This window comes from Streptomyces sp. NPDC089424, assembly GCF_044749345.1.
In the GTDB taxonomy this organism is placed as follows: domain Bacteria; phylum Actinomycetota; class Actinomycetes; order Streptomycetales; family Streptomycetaceae; genus Streptomyces.
Genome location: NZ_JBIVHU010000004.1, coordinates 430,883 through 449,076 on the forward strand (window position 1 = coordinate 430,883; position 18,194 = coordinate 449,076).

Consider the following 18,194-nt stretch of genomic DNA (forward strand, 5'->3'; position numbering starts at 1 on the left):
AGTTGTGATCGACCCGCACGCGCCAGCCCCACCCGGCACCCCGCCCGCCTGGCGCGCCCCCGCGCGGATCCCCGTACAGCAGGCGACCGGACGGTTCCTGGTCCTCGCGGGAGTCTTCGTCTGCGCGGCCTGCGGACTGGTGTACGAGCTGGAACTGGTCGCCCTGGCCTCGTACTTGATCGGTGACTCGGTCACCCAGGCGTCCGTCGTGCTGTCCGTCATGGTCTTCGCGATGGGCATCGGCTCGCTCGCCGCCAAACGGCTGCGCCGCCACGCCGCCGCCGGGTTCGCCGCCGTCGAGGCGACCCTCGCCCTGGTCGGCGGGTGCAGCGCGATGGCCCTCTACGCCGTCTTCGCCTGGACCGGCGACTGGGGTGGCCTGTGGGCCGACGGCCCCCGCTGGCTGCTGGTCGCCTTCTCCCTCGGTATCGGGCTGCTGATCGGCGCGGAGATCCCCCTGCTGATGGAGCTGATCCAGCGCGTCCGCCGCCAGGACGCGGGCGGCGCGGTGGCCGACCTGTTTGCCGCGGACTACGTCGGAGCCCTGGTCGGCGGCCTCGCCTTCCCCTTCCTCCTGCTGCCGTTCCTCGGCCAGTTGACGGGCGCGCTGCTCACCGGCGCGGTCAACGTCGTCGCCGGCGGCTGCCTCGTGCTCGGTCTGTTCCGGCGCGATCTGACGTGCCGCGCCCGCCGGCTGCTGATCGTCGCCAACGTCTGCGTCCTCGCCGTCCTCGCCTCGGCCGCCGTCCTCGTCGACGACTTCGAACGCGCCGCCCGCACCGCCGTCTACGGCGGGGACGTCCGCGTGGCCCTGCGGACGGACGTCCAGGAGATCGTGCTGACCGGCGGTACCGAGGGCCGCCCCCTCGACCTGTTCATCGACGGCCGGCTGCGCGTCAGCGGCCGCGACGAACGCCGGTACCACGAAGCGCTGGTGCGCCCCGCGATGAACGGTCCGCACGCGCGCGTGCTCATCCTCGGCGGCGGCGACGGACTCGCCGCCCGCGAGGTGCTGCGCCACGCCGGGGTACGCCGCGTCGACGTCGTCGAACTCGACGCGGAGGTGGTGGAGTTGGCGTCCAGGGATCCGGCACTCTCCGACCTCAACGACCACGCGTACGACGATCCGCGGGTGCACGTCACGGCGGCGGACGCGTTCCGCTGGCTGCGGGGCGCGCAGGCGGGGGCGTACGACGTGGTGATCGCGGACCTGCCCGACCCGGGCATCACGGACAGCGCCAAGCTGTACTCCCACGAGTTCTACGGCCTCGCCCGGCGCGTGCTGGCGGACGGCGGCCGGCTGTCGGTGCACGCCGGGCCGGTCCGCTCCCGCCCGGAGGTCTTCTGGACGGTCGAGACCACGATCCGGGCGGCGGGCCTGCGCACGGCCCCGCACCGGGTGTCCGGACAGGCCTCCGCGTCCACCGCCGGCCGCGCCCCGCACGACTGGGGCTTCGTCCTGGCCGCCTCCGGGGGCACCCCGTCCCCGGGCGCGGACGCCGACGTGCCGGTGCCGCGTGTCACGGGACTGCCGGCGTCCACGCTGGTGCATCCGAGGTACTGAGGCCACCGCGCATACATCGAGCGAGTTGCCGTCGGGGGAGCGTACTTTCGGTCACCCCGGGTAGGCTCCGTCGGCATGGAGCATGAGGTGTTCGTTCCGGTTTCCCCCGCCCTGCTGGGCGCGGCGCTGGCCGACCCCGCCCGGGTCGCCCGGGCCGTTCCCGGGCTCCAGCAGGAGGCGGGTGCCGAGCCCGTCGCCGGGCGGCTCAAGGTGCGGGTCGGCAGTCACTCCATCACCTATCGGGGCACCGTGCGCGTCACCGCGCGGGACGACGGGTCGTACGCCGTCGAGGGAGAGGCCTCCGAGGCGCGCGGCACCGGCGCGGTCGAGCTCGCGCTCACCGTCCGGCTCCGCGGCACCGACGGCGGCACCACCCTCACCGTCCAGGGCGGCGCCTCCGCCGACGGCCGCATCACCGAGCTGCCCGCCGACACGGTCCACTCCGCGGTGACCCGCCTGCTCGACCGCACGGCGGAGAAGCTGGCCACCGACGCCGGGCAGCGCCAGGAAGCCTCGAAGGCGCCGGTCGAGGCGGGCAAGGCCGAGGAAGGCCCGGTCGAGGCGGGCAAGGCCGAGGAAGGCCAGGGCGAGGAAGGCCCGGTCGACGAAGGCCAGGCCGAGGAATCGCAGGGCGAGGGCGACGCCGCCGAGGCCCCCGCCGCGAAGCGGCCGGACGTGCCGCAGGCCCCCGACGAGGAGTGGCACGACGTGCCCGAGGTGCCCGACGACGAGGCGCCTCCGGTCCTCGGCGCCGAGGTCCCGCCCCCGTCCCTCGACCCCACCACCGACGATCCCGACGTCCCGGAGAGCGACGTCGGGCAGCCCGGCGGCGACCAGGATTCCGGCGACGCCACCGAGCCCCCCGCCGAGGCCGCGCACGCGCGCCGCACGATGATCGGCCGCAGCGCGGAGGAGGTCGACCACGCCCCGCCCCGCGGCCGCTACGCCCCCGTCCCGGCCCCGCAGACCGTCGCCCAGAACCCCACTCTGCGCTGGGCGGCCCCCGCCGCCGCGCTGGTCGTGGCCGGCGCCATCGTGCTCGGTCGCGCCCTGCGCCGCCGGCAGTGAGCGCGCACGACCCGACGGGCCCTCTTGATCGCCCCAGTAGGGTCGTCCCGTGAGTAACGAACCCATCACGCTGACCGCGGGCGACGCGGAACTGACCGTGCGGCCGGACAACGGCGGCCGTGTCGCGGGACTGCGCGTCGGCGGCACCGAACTCCTCCGCCAGGGCGAGCGCTTCGGCTGCTTCCCGATGGTCCCCTGGTGCGGCCGGACCCGGGACGGCCGGTTCCACAACGGTGCCGTCGTCCACCAGCTGCCGCTCAACGCCCCGCCGCACGCCATCCACGGCACCGCCCGCGACGGCGCCTGGAGCACGGCCCGGGTCACGGCCGACGAGGCGGTGCTGACGTACGACCTCGTGGACCCCTGGCCCTACCCCGGGCGCGTCACCCACGTCATCGGCCTCACGCCGGACGCCCTGACGCTGACCATGGCCGTGGAGACGTACCACGACTCCTTCCCGGCGCAGATCGGCTGGCACCCGTGGTTCAACCGGAACCTCGACGGGGCGGACGCGCGGCTCGACTTCGCCCCCGCCTGGCAGGAGGAGCGCGGCGACGACCACCTACCCACCGGCAACCGTGTCGACCGCGGGCCCGGCCCCTGGGACGACTGCTTCGGCATGCCCGGCGGGGTCGACGTCACCGTCACCTGGCCGGGCCGGCTGGAGCTGAGGGTGACCAGCTCCGAGGAGTGGGTCGTGGTCTACGACGAGCAGGAGGCCGCCGTCTGCGTGGAACCGCAGACCGGCCCGCCCAACGGGCTCAACACCCTCCCGCGCCTGGTCACCCCCCTGGAGCCGCTGGAGGCCACGACGACCTGGCGCTGGACGCGGCTCTAAGCTGGGCTGCATGAGCGACTCACGCGGCGCGCTGCTGCAGCAGATCAAGGACAAGGCCGTGGTGCACGGCAGGGTGACCCTCTCCTCGGGCCTGGAGGCGGACTACTACGTCGACCTGCGCCGTGTCACGCTCGACGGCGAGGCCGCTCCGCTGGTCGGCGAGGTGCTGCTGGACCTGACCTCCGACCTGGAGTTCGACGCCGTCGGCGGGCTCACCATGGGCGCCGATCCGGTCGCCGCCGCGATGCTGCACGCCGCCGCCGCGCGCGGCCGCAGGCTGGACGCGTTCGTCGTCCGCAAGGCCGCCAAGGCGCACGGCCTGCAGCGCCGGGTCGAGGGGCCGGAGATCGCCGGCCGCCGCGTGCTGGTCGTCGAGGACACCTCCACCACCGGCGGCTCCCCGCTCACCGCCGTCGAGGCGGTGCGGGAGGCCGGAGCCGAGGTGGTCGCCGTCGCGACGATCGTGGACCGGTCGACCGGGGCCGCCGAGAAGATCCAGGAGGGCGCCGGGGTGCCCTACCTCTACGCGTACGCGAAGGACGAGCTGGGACTGGACTGAGTCACCCCTGCCGGGGCCCCTCGGAGCTTCCCGTTTCGTCTGGAAGGATGGGGCCGACGATGACGTCGCACCCCAGGTCTAGGTCAGGGCCGTAAGTACGCAGAACGCCCACCCGCACATACAAGGAGCGGACAGATGCCCATCGCAACCCCCGAGGTCTACAACGAGATGCTCGACCGGGCGAAGGCAGGCAAGTTCGCCTACCCGGCCATCAACGTCACCTCGTCCCAGACCCTGCACGCGGCGCTGCGTGGCTTCGCCGAGGCCGAGAGCGACGGCATCATCCAGATCTCGACCGGCGGTGCCGAGTTCCTGGGCGGCCAGCACAACAAGGACATGGTCACGGGCGCGGTCGCCCTGGCCGAGTTCGCGCACATCGTCGCCTCCAAGTACGACGTCACCATCGCCCTGCACACGGACCACTGCCCGAAGGACAAGCTCGACGGGTACGTCCGTCCGCTGATCGCGGTCTCCGAGGAGCGCGTCGCGCGCGGCGAGAACCCGCTCTTCCAGTCGCACATGTGGGACGGCTCCGCCGAGACCCTGGCCGACAACCTGGCCATCGGCCAGGAACTGCTCGCCCGCGCCGCCGCCGCCAAGATCATCCTCGAGGTGGAGATCACGCCCACCGGCGGCGAGGAGGACGGCGTCACCCACGAGATCAACGACAAGCTCTACACCACGGTCGACGACGCGATCCGCACCGCCGAGGCGCTGGGCCTGGGCGAGAAGGGCCGCTACCTGCTGGCCGCGTCCTTCGGTAACGTGCACGGCGTGTACAAGCCGGGCAACGTCGTCCTGCGCCCTGAGCTCCTGAAGGAGCTCAACGAGGGCGTCGCCGCCAAGTACGGCCGTCCCGCCGACGCCAAGGTCTTCGACTTCGTCTTCCACGGCGGCTCCGGCTCCTCCGAGCAGGAGATCCGGACCGCGCTGGAGAACGGCGTCGTCAAGATGAACATCGACACCGACACGCAGTACGCCTTCACGCGTCCGGTCGCCGACCACATGTTCAGGAACTACGACGGCGTCCTGAAGGTCGACGGCGAGGTCGGCTCGAAGAAGACCTACGACCCGCGGACCTGGGGCAAGCTGGCCGAGGCGGGCATGGCCACCCGCGTCACCGAGGCCTGCCGCCACCTGCGCTCGGCCGGCACCAAGCTGAAGTAACCACGGGAATTCAGCACAAGCGGTACCGCTGTTCATCGGTCGGGCCCGGCGCGAGTGCGCCGGGCCCGCTGTATACCTGGGAACATGCCCGATGTCCGGCTCTCCTCCCCCCAGGGCAAGTGGATCCTGTTCACCACCGTCCTCGGCTCCAGCATGGCCCTGCTGGACTCGACCGTCGTCAACGTCGCCCTGCCCCGCATCGGCGAGGACCTGGACGCCGACCTGGCGGCGCTCCAGTGGACGGTCAACGCGTACATGCTCACGCTGGCGGGACTGATCCTGCTGGGCGGCTCGCTGGGTGACACCTACGGCCGCCGGAAGATCTTCGTCGTGGGCGTGGTGTGGTTCGCGGTGGCCTCGCTGCTGTGCGGGCTCGCGCCCACCGCCGAGGTGCTGATCGCCGCGCGGGCCCTCCAGGGCATCGGCGGAGCGCTGCTCACGCCCGGCTCGCTGGCCCTCATCCAGGCCTCCTTCCACGCCGACGACCGGGGACGGGCGGTCGGCCTGTGGTCCGGTTTCGGCGGCATCGGGGCGGCCGTCGGCCCGTTCGTCGGCGGCTGGCTGGTGGAGGGCCCCGGCTGGCGCTGGGTCTTCCTGCTCAACGTGCCGCTGGCCCTGGTCTGCGTCCCGGTGGCGCTGCGGCACGTCCCGGAGTCGGCCGACGGCCGCAAGCACGGCCGTTTCGACGCGCTCGGCGCGGTGCTCGCCGCGCTGGCGCTGGCCCTGGTGACGTACGCGCTGATCGAGGCCGCCCAGGGCTCCCTGGTGGTCGCCGTGACGGCGACCGCGGGGGTGGCGGCGGGCGTCGCCTTCGTGTACCGGGAGAAGCACCATCCCGATCCGATGATGCCGCTCGACATCTTCGCGTCGCGCCAGTTCACCGCCGTCAACCTGGTCACGCTGTGCGTCTACGCGGCCTTCGGCGGCTTCTTCTTCCTGGCCACGCTCCAGCTCCAGGTGGTCTCCGGCTACTCGCCCCTGGCCGCCGGCACGGCCCTGCTGCCGACGACGGCCCTGATGCTGCTGTTCTCCGCCCGCTCCGGGGCGCTGGGTGAGCGGATCGGCCCCCGTGTCCCGCTCACCGTCGGCCCGCTGCTGGCCGCGGCGGGGATGCTGCTGATGGTGCGGGTGGGCGAGGACGCCTCGTACGTCCGTGACGTCCTGCCGGCGCTGCTGGTGCTGGGCCTCGGCATGGTCACCCTGGTCGCCCCGCTCACCGCCACGGTCCTCGCCTCCGTCGACCCGGCCCGGGCCGGACTGGCCAGCGGCATCAACAACGCGGCGGCGCGGGCGGCGGGCCTGATGGCGGTCGCCGCGCTTCCCCTGGTGGCCGGGATGGGCCCGGAGGCCTACCGCTCGCCGGCCGCCTTCGACGCGGCGTTCGGCCGGGCGATGGTGGTCTGCGCCGTGATCCTGCTGGCCGGGTCGGTCCTGGCCTTCACCTACGTCCGCCGCCCGGCCCCGGGCTGCGAACGCCCCGAGTGCCGCACCCACGGCAACGTGCTGTCCCCGCCGCTGGAGAGGCCGGGTCCTGCGGAGGTGTAGCGCCGGGCGGGTGGCCGGGGCGGAGGGGGACGGCGGCGCTCCCGTTCCGCGGGGATGTACCAGACTGGTCCTATGACGATTCACGAGAACCTCCTGGGGGGACCGCCCCCGACCCACCTCCCCGACGACCCGGAGCCGCGTGAGCTGCTCGCGGGCGGGGCCGCGCCCGCCGACGTCGCCGCGCAGTACCCGACGTCCTCGCTGGCCTGGGCGCAGCTGGCCGACGAGGCCTTCGAACGGGGCAGCGTCGTCGAGTCGTACGCCTATGCCCGCACGGGCTACCACCGTGGCCTGGACGCGCTGCGCCGCAGCGGCTGGAAGGGCCACGGGCCCGTGCCCTGGGAGCACGAGCCGAACCGCGGCTTCCTGCGCGCCCTGCACGCCCTCGCCCGCGCGGCGGGTTCGATCGGTGAGCAGGAGGAGTACGAGCGCTGCAGCCAGTTCCTGAAGGACTCCTCGCCCACGGCGGCGCAGACGCTGGGCTAGGGCCTGTCCGGACCGTTCTCGCGGGCCCGTCTGTGATCCAGGCGGGCCTTGCGATGTTCCGGGGCATCCTTGAGGATGCGGGTGGGGACCGGGGCCCCCGTGTCGACAATGGCAGGGGCGGACCGCTACCCGGAGTAACAACAGGAGACAGCGATGTCCCAAGAGGCTCACGAAACGCACGAGCCCGAGACCCCGCATCTCGATTTCGAGGGCACGACGCCGTACGAGGACTACGTCAAGGCGGATGTGCTCACCCACCTCCAGCACACCCTCTCCGACGATCCCGGTGAGATGGTCTTCCTGGTCACCACCCAGGTGATGGAGCTGTGGTTCACCGTCGTCGTCCACGAGTGGGAGACCGCCGCGAAGGCGCTGCGCGAGGACGACATCCCGGTGGCGGTGGCGGCGCTGAAGCGCTCCGTGCGCGAACTGGAGGCGCTGAACGCCTCCTGGACGCCGCTCGCCGGGCTGACCCCGGCCCAGTTCAACTCGTACCGCTCGGCCCTCGGCGAGGGCTCCGGGTTCCAGTCGGCGATGTACCGGCGCATGGAGTTCCTGCTCGGCGAGAAGTCCGCGTCCATGCTGGTCCCGCACCGCGGCGCCCCCCGCGTCCACGCCGAGCTGGAGAAGGCGCTGCACGAGCCGAGCCTCTACGACGAGGTGCTGCGGCTGCTCGCCCGGCGCGGCCACGCCGTTCCCGAGTCCGTGCTGCGGCGTGACGTGTCGCGGCGCTACGAGCCGTCGGACGAGGTCGAGGCGGTGTGGGCGGACCTCTACACCGGCGACCAGAACGGCGAACTCGTCCGCCTCGGCGAGGCGCTGACCGATGTGGCCGAACTGGTGTGGCGCTGGCGCAACGACCACCTGGTCGCCACCCGCCGCGCGATGGGCGCCAAGGCGGGCACGGGCGGCTCGGCCGGCGTGGCCTGGCTGGAGAAGCGCGCCCGCAAGAACGTTTTCCCCGAGCTGTGGACGGCGCGGTCCCATGTCTGAACTCGCCCTGCGGGCACGGAAACTGGACGAGGCGGACGAACTCGCCCCGCTGCGTGCCCGGTTCGTCGTCGACGACGTGGTCTACCTGGACGGGAACTCCCTCGGCGCGCTGCCCGCGCACGTCCCGGACCGGCTGGCGGACGTCGTCCGCAGACAGTGGGGGGAACTGCGCATCCGCTCCTGGGAGGAGAGCGGCTGGTGGACCGCGCCGGAGCGGATCGGCGACCGCATCGCCCCGCTGGTCGGCGCGGCGCCCGGCCAGATCGTGGTCGGCGACTCGACCAGCGTCAACGTCTTCAAGGCCCTGGTGGCGGCGGTACGGATCGCCGGTGAGGGGCGCGACGAGATCCTCGTGGACGCCACCACCTTCCCCACGGACGGCTACATCGCCGGGTCGGCGGCCCGCATGACGGGGTGCTCGCTGCGCGCGGTGGCGCCGGACGAGGTGCGGGCCGCGCTGTCGGGGCGTACGGCCGCGGTCCTGCTGAACCACGTCGACTACCGCACGGGCCGCCTGTACGACCTGCCGGCCCTGACGGCCGCGGTGCGCGAGGCGGGCGCGGTGTCCGTCTGGGACCTGTGCCACAGCGCGGGCGCGCTGCCGGTCGGGCTCGACGAGCACGGCGTCGACCTGGCGGTCGGCTGCACGTACAAGTACCTCAACGGCGGCCCGGGTTCCCCCGCGTACCTGTACGTGCGCCGGGACCTCCAGGACCGCTTCGACTCGCCCCTGCCGGGCTGGAACTCGCACGTCGAGCCGTTCGGCATGCGCGGCGCGTACGAACCGGCGCCGGGTGCGCTCCGCGGGCGCGTCGGCACGCCGGACATCCTCTCGATGCTGGCCCTGGAGGCCGCGCTGGAGGTGTGGGACGGCGTCCCGATCGAGGCCGTGCGCGAGAAGTCGCTGGCCCTGACGGACTTCTTCCTGGAGTGCGTGGGGGAGTACGTGCCCGACGGGCGGGTGGAGCCGGTGACCCCGCTCGCGCACGCGGAGCGCGGCAGCCAGGTGGCGCTGCGATGCGCGCACGCCGGGGACGCCGGGGACGTGATGAAGCGGCTGATCGAACGCGGCGTGGTCGGTGACTACCGGGCCCCGGACATCCTGCGCTTCGGCTTCACACCGCTGTACGTGGGGTTCGGCGACGTGGAGCGGGCGGGGCGGGTGCTGGGGGAGGTGCTGGGGGCCTAGGGCTTGTCAGACAGGCCCTGGTCCTTCGGCGCCGGACCCGGGCGCGGGCGCGTGTGCTCACCGCGTGACGTACACCCCCGCCGCGGCGGCCGCGTGCGCGGCGTGCGCGGCGCGCTCCGCGGCGGGGGTGTCCGGGGCCACGCCGGTCGTCAGCAACTCGTAGTAGAGGGGTGCCGAGACCGCCCGTACCACCGCCGCCGCGTCCGTGCCCAGGGGCAACTCACCCCGTGCCACGCCCTGTTCCACGCAGGGCGCCCACTCGGCGACCCGGACCTCGTAGAACCGGCGCAACGCGGCCGCCGTCCGCTCGTCGCAGACGGCCGCCGCGATCACCGCCCGGAACAGCGCACCCTGCCGGGGGTCCGCCAGCGTCCGCCCCACCAGGCGGGCGTTGGCCAGCAGGTCCCCGAGCACGGATCCGGTCTCCTCGCGCGGCAGCGACTGTTCGGCCATGTCCATGAGCAGATCGGCCACCAGCCCGGTCACCGATCCCCACCGCCGGTACACGGTCGTCCTGCCCACCTCGGCCCGCCGTGCGACGTCCGCGAGGTCGAGGTGCGCGAACCCCTGCTCGGCCAGCACGTCCCCGGCCGCCCGCAGGACGGCCGCACGCACGCGTGCGGTGCGCCCGCCGGGGCGCACGGTGCCGGGTTCGGCGATCATGGGGTCTCCTCGGGGCTGCTCGGTACGCGCGCGGGCGGGGAACGACCGTGAACCACGAGCGTAAACGAAACGGCGGAACCGTTTACCGTTCCCTCGTCGCCCTCACCCAGCGTGACATCCGCGTGCAGCCCCACGTCACCGGCCTGATACCGTCCCGGCCAACGGCCGATTTCCCCTCTGGTCCGCCAAACCCGTTACGTCGTTGAGAGGTTGGAGCATGCCGGACGACGCCGCAGCAGCCCGGACCGCCGCCGAGGAGCAGTCCGCCTTCTCGCATCCGGCCGTCGACCCCGACGCCACGGCCGCGTACGGCGACCACCCGGACCAGCTGATCGACTTCTACGCCCCGCGCGGCACGGAGTCCGCCGGCTCCGCGGCCGTCGCCCCGCTCGTCGTGGTGCTGCACGGGGGCGCGTGGCGGGCACCGTACGACCGCCTGCACATCAGCCCGTTCGCGGGCTTCCTGGCCCAGCGGGGGTTCGCCGTGGCGAACGTCGAGTACCGCAGGGGTGCGGGTGGCGGTGCCGGTGCGGGTGTCGACGGGGGCGCGGGTGTCGACGGGGTGGTCGCCGGTCGTTGGCCGGAGACCTTCGACGACGTCGCCGCCGCGCTGGACGCGCTGCCCGCCCTCGTACGGGAGGCCGTGCCGCAGGCGGACTTCCGCCGCACGGTGATCACCGGGCACTCGGCGGGCGGGCACCTGGCGTTGTGGGCGGCCGCCCGGCACGTCCTGCCGGCGGACGCGCCCTGGCGCACGGACCGGCCCGCGCCGCTGCGGGGCGTGGTGGCCCTGGCCCCGATCGCCGACTTCGCGATGGCCGAGAAGCTGGACGTATGCGGCGGCGCGGCGGGTCAACTCCTCGGTGGGGCCGAGTGGTTCGCCGAGCGTCGGCCGTCCGCCGACCCGGCGCTCCTGCTGCCGACCGGCATCGCGACGACCCTCGTCCAGGGGCGGGCGGACGAGGTGGTCCCCCAGGCCGTCGCGGAGTCGTACGCGGACGCGGCGGCGAAGGCGGGGGAGGTGGTGGGTCTGACGCTGCTGGAGGACGTCGGGCACTTTCCGCTGATAGATCCGGTGGCGGACGCGTGTGCGGTGGTGGCGGAGGAGATCGCGCAGTTGGCGTGGTGAAAGGTGGGGGGGCGCGCGGGTCGCGGTGGGTTGCGCGGGCCGCCGGAGGCCGCCGGGGGTCGCCGTTGGCCGCGGCGGGCCGCGGGGGCGATGGGTCGGCGGGGGGCCGCCGTGGTGCCTCCCTCATACCCGTAGTACCTGAGAGCTACCTGCCGTAAGAGCTCCCTGGCGGGACGCGGACGACGTGTCCTGATCCGTAACTTCCTCACCAGAAAGCCCGATGGGCGGGCGGACGGGGAGGAAGACGGTCATGGGGCTGGGGTTCGGGGTCGTCGCGAGGGCGGGCGGTCGGACGGCGAGAGGCGCGAGGGCACCTGTCCTCACCGTCCGGCGTCTACGCCGTTCCCTGCTCGCGCTGCTCATCACCGGCGCCGTCGTGATCCCCCTCTCCGGGGCCGCCCGGCCCCGTGTCCCGGCTCCCGCCCCGGCCGCTGTCCCCATTGCCACCGCATCCACTCTGGACGAGGTCTACGCCGCCCACCGCGCGAACGCCGCGGCGGCGTCCCGCATGGCCGAGGCGCACGGCGACCACGGCCGCGCCGCCGCCGACCGCGACCTGGCGGGCCCGTCCCGGCATCTCCTCGCCTTCGACGGCCGTGGTTCCGGCCTGGCGACCGAGGTGTTCGGCGACCTGGCCCACGCCGACCGCATAGCCGTCCTGGTCCCCGGTGCCGACACCACGCTGGACACCTGGACCCGCTTCCGCGCCACGGCCACGGCCCTCTACGGCCGCCTGACCCGCGACGCCCCGAAGGGCTCCCGTCCGGCGGTGCTCGCCTGGCTCGGCTACGAGACCCCGCGCACGATCAGCACCACCGCCCTCACCACCACCCGCGCCGACCAGGCCGCCCCCCGGCTCGCCGCGTTGATACGGCAGCTGCACGTCGTCGCGGGCCCCGGGGCCCGCGTCTCGCTGCTCTGCCACTCCTACGGCTCGGTCGTCTGCGCCCGCGCCGCCTCCGCCCGACCCGGCGTCAGCGATCTCGCGTTCGTCGGCAGTCCCGGCACGGGCGTGGACTCGGCGGCGGAGCTGCGTACGTCCGCGCGCGTCTGGGCGGCCCGGGGCGGCGACGACTGGATCGCGGAGGTCCCCTACGTCAGGGCCGACCTGTTCGGCACCACCGTCGGCTTCGGCACCGACCCGGTGTCACCGGCCTACGGGGCTCGCGTCTTCGCGGCCGGCGACGGCGGCCACAGCGACTACTGGACGCCGGGCTCGGTCTCCCTGGCCAACCTCGCCCGGATCGTCCTCGGCCGCACCTCGGAGGTGACCCGTGCGTGACCTGCGCGAACGAATCTTTCGCCACGTCCGGGAGTCCGCCGCCCAAGTCGAGGCGGCCACACCGCCGGGCCGGGACCGCGCGGTCGACGCCCTGCGGGCCTTCGCGATCCTCGGGGTCGTGCTCGGCCACTGGCTGGTGACCGCCCTGGTGGCGGACGGCGGAACGCTGCGCGCGTCCAGCCCGCTCCAGCACATGCCCTGGCTGTCGCCGATCTCCTGGGTCTTCCAGACGCTGGCCGTGTTCTTCCTGGTGGGGGGAGAGGTGGCGACCCGGAGCCACGCCTCGGCGCGGGCGCGCGGCGTGCCGTACCGGAGCTGGCTGGTGGCCCGTCTGGCCAGACTCTTCGTGCCCGCGGTCGCCCTGCTGACGCTGTGGACGGTGGTGACGGTCGCGCTGCTGCTGAGCGGCGCGGAGCTCACGACGACCCGCACGCTGGTCAAGCTGGCCCTGTCACCCCTGTGGTTCCTGCTGGTGTTCGCCGTCCTGACGGCGGCGACGCCCTTGCTGACGCGGGTCAACCCGCTGTGGCCGCTGGCGGTCGTCCTCCATGTGGACCTCGTGCGCCTCGGCCTCGGCGGCCCGTCCTGGCTCGGCTGGGTGAACGTCGCCGCGGGCTGGCTCGTGCCGTTCACCCTGGGGGCCGCCTGGTCCCGGGGCGAGTTGGAGCGCCGCCGCGCCGGATGGGTCCTGCTCGTCGGCGGGGCGGCGGTGACGGCGGTCCTGGTCGCCTGGGCCGGCTATCCGGCGTCGATGGTCGGCGTGCCCGGCGCGGACCTCTCCAACCTCGACCCGCCGACGCTGGCCGCGGTCACCTTCGGCCTCGCCCAGTGCGGGCTCGCCCTGCTGCTGCGCGGTCCCCTGCGCCGGGGCATGCGCCGGCCCCTGGCCTGGGCTGCGGTCGCGCTGCTCAACCTCTCGGCGATGACGATCTTCCTGTGGCACCAGACGGCTCTGATGGCCACCACAGCCACCGGCCTGCTCGCCGGCCACCTCCCCGGCCTGCACACCCGCCCGGACAACCTGGCCTGGACAGCCGCCCGCCTCGGCTGGCTCCCGGTCTTCGCCCTGGCGTTGGCGGTCTGCTGGGCGGCGTTCCGCGTCCACGAGCCGCGCACCGACGGCCGGGGCCCGCGCGGCGGCCGGCGCACGCGCCTCCCCCGCTCACGCGTCGTCCGCGTCCATCCCACCCCTGAGCTGACCCCGGCCGCCCGGCGACCACCCGCCCGGCCGGACGCTCCCACCACCGCACCGTCTGTCTAGGGTGAGCGGCATGACGGGCAGGGGGCTCCCCGAAGAGCCGCACAGGCAGCGGGCCGAGGGGGATGCGCGCGGGGAGCGGTCGCGCATCGAGAGGAGCATCGGCGTGGAGCTGAACCACGTCGACGGGGACGCGCGCACCGGGACGCCCACCCCCGACTCCCGTTCCTCCGGCCCTGGTTCCCTGCGCGCCCGCGCTCTTCCCCACCTGAAGAACGCCCTCCGCACCCTCCGCGACGACCTGTGGACCGGCACGGTCAACCCCCTGCCGCCCTCGATATGGCTCCGCTGGTTCCCGCACGGTCTGGTGTTCCTGGTGGCGATCGGCACCCTGGTCGCCGACGCCGACCAGATGGGCGACGGCTACGGACTCGGCACGGAGTACGGCCTGCTGTGCGCCACGGCGCAGGGCGTGGCCGTCGCGCTCGCGCTGTGGTGGCCGGTCCCGGCGTGGTGGCTGTCGACGACGGCGACGATCGTGGCGGCCATGGGCGCCCGGATCCATCTGATCGCCGGCCAGGTGCCCGGCGAGCCCGGCTGGCCGTGGGGCCCGCCCGCACTGGTCGCGCACGGCCTGGTGCTGTTCCTGCTGGCCCTGCGCGTGCCCACCCGCGTCGCGGCCACGGTCCTCGCCCTGACGGCACTGGCCACCTGGATCATGCAGGGCCTGATCGGCGCCGCGAACTACTCGTCCACCGGCACGTTGGCGGTCGCCCTCTTCGCGGGAGTCGTCCTGCTCGGCACCGCCCTCAGAGGCCGCCGCGAGGCGCGGACCCAGCTCGTCGAGCAGGCCGGCATCACCGCCGAGGAACGCGCCCGCCGCACCCTGCTGGAGGAGCGCAGCCGGATCGCGCGCGAGCTGCACGACGTCGTCGCGCACCACATGTCGGTGATCTCCATCCAGGCCCAGGTCGCCCCGCACCTGGTGGAGAACCCCTCCGAGGAGCTGCGCGAGAACCTCGACGGCATCCGCAAGAACGCCCTGGAGGCCCTCACCGAACTCCGCCGCGTGCTCGGCGTCCTGCGCTCGGAGCACCCCGACGACCCCGACGGCCCGTACGGGCTGGGCGGCGCCGGCGCCGGCGCCGCCCCCGACGCGCCGCAGCCCACGCTCGACCGGCTCGACGCCCTGATCGACAACACCCGGGCCGCCGGGCTGCACGTGGTGACCGACATCCGGGGCGAGCCGAACCTGCCGTACTCGCCGGGCGTGGAGCTGTCGGCGTACCGGATCGTGCAGGAGGGCCTGAGCAACGCCCTGCGCCACGCGCCCGGCTCCCAGGTCCGCGTCGAGATCACGCACTTCCCCGAGGGCCTCTATCTGGGCGTCATCAACTCCCGTCCGCAGCGCCCGGTCCAGCCCTCCCCGGGCGCCGGACACGGCCTGCTCGGCATGCGGGAACGCGTGACGATGCTCGGCGGCCACCTCACCGCGACCCGGACACTGCACGGCGGCTTCGCGGTCTCGGCCTTCCTCCCGAAGGACGGCCGCCCCCGGCCGGAGGGCCCCCGCGTCCCGGACCCCGACCCCCGGCTGCCCGCCCCGGAGCTGTACTTCCCCCCGCCCGGCGTGGCGGACCCCATGCACCTCGGGTCCCTGGACCCGCTGACCCCGCCAGGAGAAGAGACCCCATGACGAGCGGCACCATCCGTGTACTCATCGCCGACGACCAGCAGATGGTCCGGCAGGGCTTCACCGTGCTGCTCAACACCCAGCCGGACATCGAGGTGATCGGCCAGGCGGTCGACGGCCTGGACGCCGTGGCCAAGGTCGCCGAGCTGGACCCGGACGTCGTCCTCATGGACATCCGCATGCCCGAGCTCGGCGGCATCGAGGCCACCCGGCGCGTCACCACCGCCACCGCGACGACGAAGGTGCTGGTCCTGACCACCTTCGACCTGGACGAGTACGTGTACGAGGCGCTGCGCGCCGGTGCCTCCGGGTTCCTGCTGAAGGACGCCTCCGCGGACCAGCTGGCGGAGGCGGTCCGCGTGGTGGCCGCCGGTGACGCGCTGCTCGCCCCGGGCATCACGCGCCGGCTGATCGCCGAGTTCTCCCGGCTGGAGGGTCCGCCGCGGACCCCGCTCAAGGAGCGCGTCGGCGATCTGACGGAACGGGAGACGGAGGTGCTGGCCCTGATCGCCCGGGGCCTGTCGAACGCGGAGATCGCCCAGCACCTGGTCGTGGCGGAGCAGACGGTGAAGACCCATGTGGGGCGCATCCTGGTCAAACTGGGCCTGCGCGACCGCACCCAGGCGGCGGTCTTCGCGTACGAGTCGGGCCTGGTCAGACCCGCCGGCTACTGACGGACGCGACCGGTCGGAGGGCCGGTGCGACGGTGGGCAGCGAACCCGTAGTACCTGAGAGGGATGCCGAATGACCCCTCTCACTGGTGACGACCGCGGCCCCCGTCGAGCCGTACGGTTTTGAACGTGACCGAGACGACCCAGACGCACAGGACCCCGACACCGCCGAGCGGTGCCGCGGCGCGCAGCCCCGAGTACCGGCTGGCCCAGGATGCCCTGCGGGGGCTGCGCCAGGATCTGTTCCACGACGCCTTCGCCTACCGCCCGCTGCCCCGCATGAGCGTCGACGGGCCGATAACGCGCCGGCTGAAGGGCCGGCTGCGGCGCTACGCGGCGTGGACGCCGCACGCGGTGGTCACGTCGGCGGGCCTGCTGGCGATGCTCGTCGGGTACGAGTCGAGCCGCAGCGAGACCTTCAGCGCGCTGGTCGGGCTCCTCGCGCTCGCCCCGGTCCTGCTGACCCTCGTGCGTCCCGTCGGCGCCTTCTGGGTCTCCCTGGCCGCGGCCCCGGTCTCGGGCATGTTCTACGGCGGCTGGTACGAGTGGCCCTGGCCCCCCGGCAGCTTCCTGACCCACCTGACCGTGCTGACGATCGTCGCCGTGCGCACCCGGCCGCGCACCGCCGCGTGGATGTGGGTGCTGACCCTGCTCTACGGCCTCTTCGCGGACTCCTTCCTCAGCGCCGGCTACTACGACTCCAACACGGGCCCCATGCTCGTCCTGTCGGCGCTCGTCCTGCTGGTCGTCGCCGTGCTGCACATCCGCCGTGAGGCCCGGCAGGAGGTCACCGCCCAGCAGTCGGTCACCGAGCACGAGCGCTCCCGGCGCACCCTCCTGGAGGAGCGCACCACGATCGCCCGCGAGCTGCACGACGTCGTCGCCCACCACATGTCGGTCGTCGCCATCCAGGCGGAGGCCGCTCCCTACCGGGTGGAGAATCCGCCGCCGGAGCTGGAGCGCGCCTTCGTCACCATCCGGGAGAACGCGGTCGCGGCGCTCACCGAGCTCCGGCGCGTCCTCGGCGTCGTGCGCGCCGAGGACTACGAGGCCCCTGAGGCCCCCCAGCCCACCCTCGGCGACCTGGACGCCCTGCTGGCCAATGTGCGCGACGCGGGCCTGACCGTCGACAAGACGGTGACCGGGGCGGTGCGCGAGCTTCCCCAGGGTGTGGAACTCTCGGCCTACCGCATAGTCCAGGAGGCGCTGAGCAACACCCTGCGGCACGCGCCCGGGGCGAGCGCCCAGGTGGAGATCGGCTACGTCCTCGGCGGTCTGGGCCTGCGGATAGTCAACGGTCCGCCGCCGGCGCCGGCCCTCGTCAAGCCCTCGCCCGGCGCGGGCCACGGCATCACGGGCATGCGCGAACGCGTCACCATGCTGAACGGCGAGATGACGGCGGGCCCCACGGACGAGCACGGCTACGAGGTGACGGTGTTCCTGCCGGTGGCCATGGTGAGCGAAGGTGACGCATGACCATTCGCGTGCTGATCGCGGACGATCAGATGATGGTGCGGGAGGGCTTCTCGGTCCTGCTGAACGCGATGCCGGACTTCGAGGTCGTCGGCGAGGCGGTCAACGGCCGGGAGGCGGTAGAGAAGGTCCGCGCGCTCTCGCCTGACGTGGTGCTGATGGACATCCGGATGCCCGAGCTGAACGGCATCGAGGCGACCCGGGAGATCATCGCGGCGGACGGCGCGGCGAAGGTGCTGGTGCTGACGACGTTCGACCTCGACGAGTACGTGTACCAGGCGCTGCGGGCGGGAGCCTCCGGGTTCCTGCTCAAGGACGCCTCGGCGCGGCAGCTCGCCGACGGGGTCCGGGTGGTGGCCGCCGGCGAGGCCCTGCTGGCCCCGTCGGTCACGAGGCGGCTGATCACGGAGTTCTCCAAGCTCTCCGACGCTCCGGGCATCCCGGCCACCGCGCAGGCGGCGTACGGGGATCTGACCGAGCGGGAGACGGAGGTGCTGGTGCTGATCGCCCAGGGCCTGTCGAACTCGGAGATGGCCGGGCGGCTGGTCGTGGCCGAGTCGACGATCAAGACCCACGTCAGCCGCATCCTGGTGAAGCTGGGCCTGCGGGACCGTACGCAGGCGGCGGTGTTCGCCTACGAGGCACGGCTGGTGACGCCGGGCTGAGCACCCGGGAC

The 18,194-nt window shown here is 73.7% G+C and carries 17 protein-coding genes; 16 read left to right on the forward strand and 1 reads right to left on the reverse strand.

The genetic code is table 11. The features are described 5' to 3' along the window. The first annotated feature begins 4 nt into the window (after nucleotides 1–4). From ACIP2X_RS21650 to kynU, 9 genes are all read left to right on the forward strand, one after another. On the forward strand, nucleotides 5–1,564 hold the full coding sequence (locus tag ACIP2X_RS21650) for a polyamine aminopropyltransferase (protein WP_401675484.1): 1,560 nt from the start codon (nucleotides 5–7) through the stop codon (nucleotides 1,562–1,564). A gap of 75 nt (nucleotides 1,565–1,639) precedes the next feature. Further along, a complete protein-coding gene (locus ACIP2X_RS21655; RefSeq protein WP_401675486.1) occupies nucleotides 1,640–2,632 on the forward strand; it encodes an SRPBCC domain-containing protein in 993 nt (330 codons plus the stop codon). 49 nt (nucleotides 2,633–2,681) lie between these two features. Next, nucleotides 2,682–3,470: an aldose 1-epimerase gene (locus ACIP2X_RS21660; RefSeq protein WP_401675488.1), complete on the forward strand. Its 789-nt coding sequence runs from the start codon at nucleotides 2,682–2,684 to the stop codon at nucleotides 3,468–3,470. Between the two features lie 10 nt (nucleotides 3,471–3,480). Then, nucleotides 3,481–4,029, forward strand: a complete 549-nt coding sequence (pyrE, locus tag ACIP2X_RS21665; protein ID WP_401675490.1) for an orotate phosphoribosyltransferase — start codon at nucleotides 3,481–3,483, stop codon at nucleotides 4,027–4,029. Between the two features lie 135 nt (nucleotides 4,030–4,164). After that, complete coding sequence (gene fbaA / locus ACIP2X_RS21670; RefSeq protein WP_401675492.1) at nucleotides 4,165–5,196, forward strand: class II fructose-bisphosphate aldolase; 1,032 nt, start codon at nucleotides 4,165–4,167, stop codon at nucleotides 5,194–5,196. Nucleotides 5,197–5,280: 84 nt separating this feature from the next. Then, nucleotides 5,281–6,741, forward strand: a complete 1,461-nt coding sequence (locus tag ACIP2X_RS21675; RefSeq protein ID WP_401675494.1) for an MFS transporter — start codon at nucleotides 5,281–5,283, stop codon at nucleotides 6,739–6,741. A gap of 72 nt (nucleotides 6,742–6,813) precedes the next feature. Further along, on the forward strand, nucleotides 6,814–7,227 hold the full coding sequence (locus tag ACIP2X_RS21680) for a DUF3151 domain-containing protein (RefSeq protein ID WP_401675496.1): 414 nt from the start codon (nucleotides 6,814–6,816) through the stop codon (nucleotides 7,225–7,227). A gap of 153 nt (nucleotides 7,228–7,380) precedes the next feature. Next, the gene (locus ACIP2X_RS21685) at nucleotides 7,381–8,220 is read left to right on the forward strand and encodes a tryptophan 2,3-dioxygenase family protein (RefSeq protein ID WP_401675498.1); all 840 of its coding nucleotides are present in this window, start codon (nucleotides 7,381–7,383) and stop codon (nucleotides 8,218–8,220) included. Continuing rightward, on the forward strand, nucleotides 8,213–9,409 hold the full coding sequence (gene kynU, locus ACIP2X_RS21690) for a kynureninase (protein ID WP_401675500.1): 1,197 nt from the start codon (nucleotides 8,213–8,215) through the stop codon (nucleotides 9,407–9,409). Before ACIP2X_RS21685 ends, kynU begins: the two co-directional genes overlap by 8 nt. A 57-nt stretch (nucleotides 9,410–9,466) precedes the next feature. Here kynU and ACIP2X_RS21695 read toward each other — a convergent pair whose 3' ends face one another. Then, nucleotides 9,467–10,072, reverse strand: coding sequence for a TetR/AcrR family transcriptional regulator (locus tag ACIP2X_RS21695; RefSeq protein WP_401675502.1), 606 nt, complete (start codon nucleotides 10,070–10,072; stop codon nucleotides 9,467–9,469). 217 nt (nucleotides 10,073–10,289) lie between these two features. Here ACIP2X_RS21695 and ACIP2X_RS21700 point away from each other — a divergent pair, with 217 nt between their 5' ends. The 7 genes from ACIP2X_RS21700 to ACIP2X_RS21730 all read left to right on the forward strand — a co-directional run bounded on the left by ACIP2X_RS21700 (nucleotide 10,290) and on the right by ACIP2X_RS21730 (nucleotide 18,183). Continuing rightward, complete coding sequence (locus tag ACIP2X_RS21700; RefSeq protein ID WP_401675504.1) at nucleotides 10,290–11,201, forward strand: alpha/beta hydrolase; 912 nt, start codon at nucleotides 10,290–10,292, stop codon at nucleotides 11,199–11,201. 250 nt (nucleotides 11,202–11,451) lie between these two features. After that, nucleotides 11,452–12,483, forward strand: a complete 1,032-nt coding sequence (locus ACIP2X_RS21705) for an alpha/beta hydrolase (RefSeq protein WP_401675506.1) — start codon at nucleotides 11,452–11,454, stop codon at nucleotides 12,481–12,483. A gap of 1 nt (nucleotide 12,484) precedes the next feature. Next, entirely contained in the window at nucleotides 12,485–13,744 is a 1,260-nt protein-coding gene (locus tag ACIP2X_RS21710; protein WP_401675829.1) for an acyltransferase, read from the forward strand. Nucleotides 13,745–13,754: 10 nt separating this feature from the next. Further along, on the forward strand, nucleotides 13,755–15,377 hold the full coding sequence (locus ACIP2X_RS21715; protein WP_401675508.1) for a histidine kinase: 1,623 nt from the start codon (nucleotides 13,755–13,757) through the stop codon (nucleotides 15,375–15,377). Then, nucleotides 15,374–16,048 carry a response regulator gene (locus ACIP2X_RS21720; protein ID WP_401675510.1) on the forward strand — a complete coding sequence of 225 codons (675 nt, stop codon included), beginning with the start codon at nucleotides 15,374–15,376 and terminating at the stop codon, nucleotides 16,046–16,048. Before ACIP2X_RS21715 ends, ACIP2X_RS21720 begins: the two co-directional genes overlap by 4 nt. Before the next feature lie 126 nt (nucleotides 16,049–16,174). Continuing rightward, on the forward strand, nucleotides 16,175–17,521 hold the full coding sequence (locus ACIP2X_RS21725) for a sensor histidine kinase (RefSeq protein WP_401675512.1): 1,347 nt from the start codon (nucleotides 16,175–16,177) through the stop codon (nucleotides 17,519–17,521). Further along, the gene (locus ACIP2X_RS21730) at nucleotides 17,518–18,183 is read left to right on the forward strand and encodes a response regulator (protein WP_401675514.1); all 666 of its coding nucleotides are present in this window, start codon (nucleotides 17,518–17,520) and stop codon (nucleotides 18,181–18,183) included. The genes ACIP2X_RS21725 and ACIP2X_RS21730 overlap by 4 nt, the downstream gene beginning before the upstream one ends. Nucleotides 18,184–18,194 lie beyond the last annotated feature (11 nt).

Bases quoted from the DNA above. Each gene is read 5' to 3' on its own strand.
- fbaA (WP_401675492.1), top strand. From the start codon at position 4,165: ATGCCCATCGCAACCCCCGAGGTCTACAACGAGATGCTCGACCGGGCG.
- ACIP2X_RS21720 (WP_401675510.1), top strand. From the start codon at position 15,374: ATGACGAGCGGCACCATCCGTGTACTCATCGCCGACGACCAGCAGATG.
- ACIP2X_RS21675 (WP_401675494.1), top strand. From the start codon at position 5,281: ATGCCCGATGTCCGGCTCTCCTCCCCCCAGGGCAAGTGGATCCTGTTC.
- ACIP2X_RS21715 (WP_401675508.1), top strand. From the start codon at position 13,755: ATGACGGGCAGGGGGCTCCCCGAAGAGCCGCACAGGCAGCGGGCCGAG.
- ACIP2X_RS21730 (WP_401675514.1), top strand. From the start codon at position 17,518: ATGACCATTCGCGTGCTGATCGCGGACGATCAGATGATGGTGCGGGAG.
- ACIP2X_RS21705 (WP_401675506.1), top strand. From the start codon at position 11,452: ATGGGGCTGGGGTTCGGGGTCGTCGCGAGGGCGGGCGGTCGGACGGCG.
- ACIP2X_RS21655 (WP_401675486.1), top strand. From the start codon at position 1,640: ATGGAGCATGAGGTGTTCGTTCCGGTTTCCCCCGCCCTGCTGGGCGCG.
- kynU (WP_401675500.1), top strand. From the start codon at position 8,213: ATGTCTGAACTCGCCCTGCGGGCACGGAAACTGGACGAGGCGGACGAA.
- pyrE (WP_401675490.1), top strand. From the start codon at position 3,481: ATGAGCGACTCACGCGGCGCGCTGCTGCAGCAGATCAAGGACAAGGCC.
- ACIP2X_RS21700 (WP_401675504.1), top strand. From the start codon at position 10,290: ATGCCGGACGACGCCGCAGCAGCCCGGACCGCCGCCGAGGAGCAGTCC.
- ACIP2X_RS21680 (WP_401675496.1), top strand. From the start codon at position 6,814: ATGACGATTCACGAGAACCTCCTGGGGGGACCGCCCCCGACCCACCTC.
- ACIP2X_RS21695 (WP_401675502.1), bottom strand. From the start codon at position 10,072: ATGATCGCCGAACCCGGCACCGTGCGCCCCGGCGGGCGCACCGCACGC.
- ACIP2X_RS21685 (WP_401675498.1), top strand. From the start codon at position 7,381: ATGTCCCAAGAGGCTCACGAAACGCACGAGCCCGAGACCCCGCATCTC.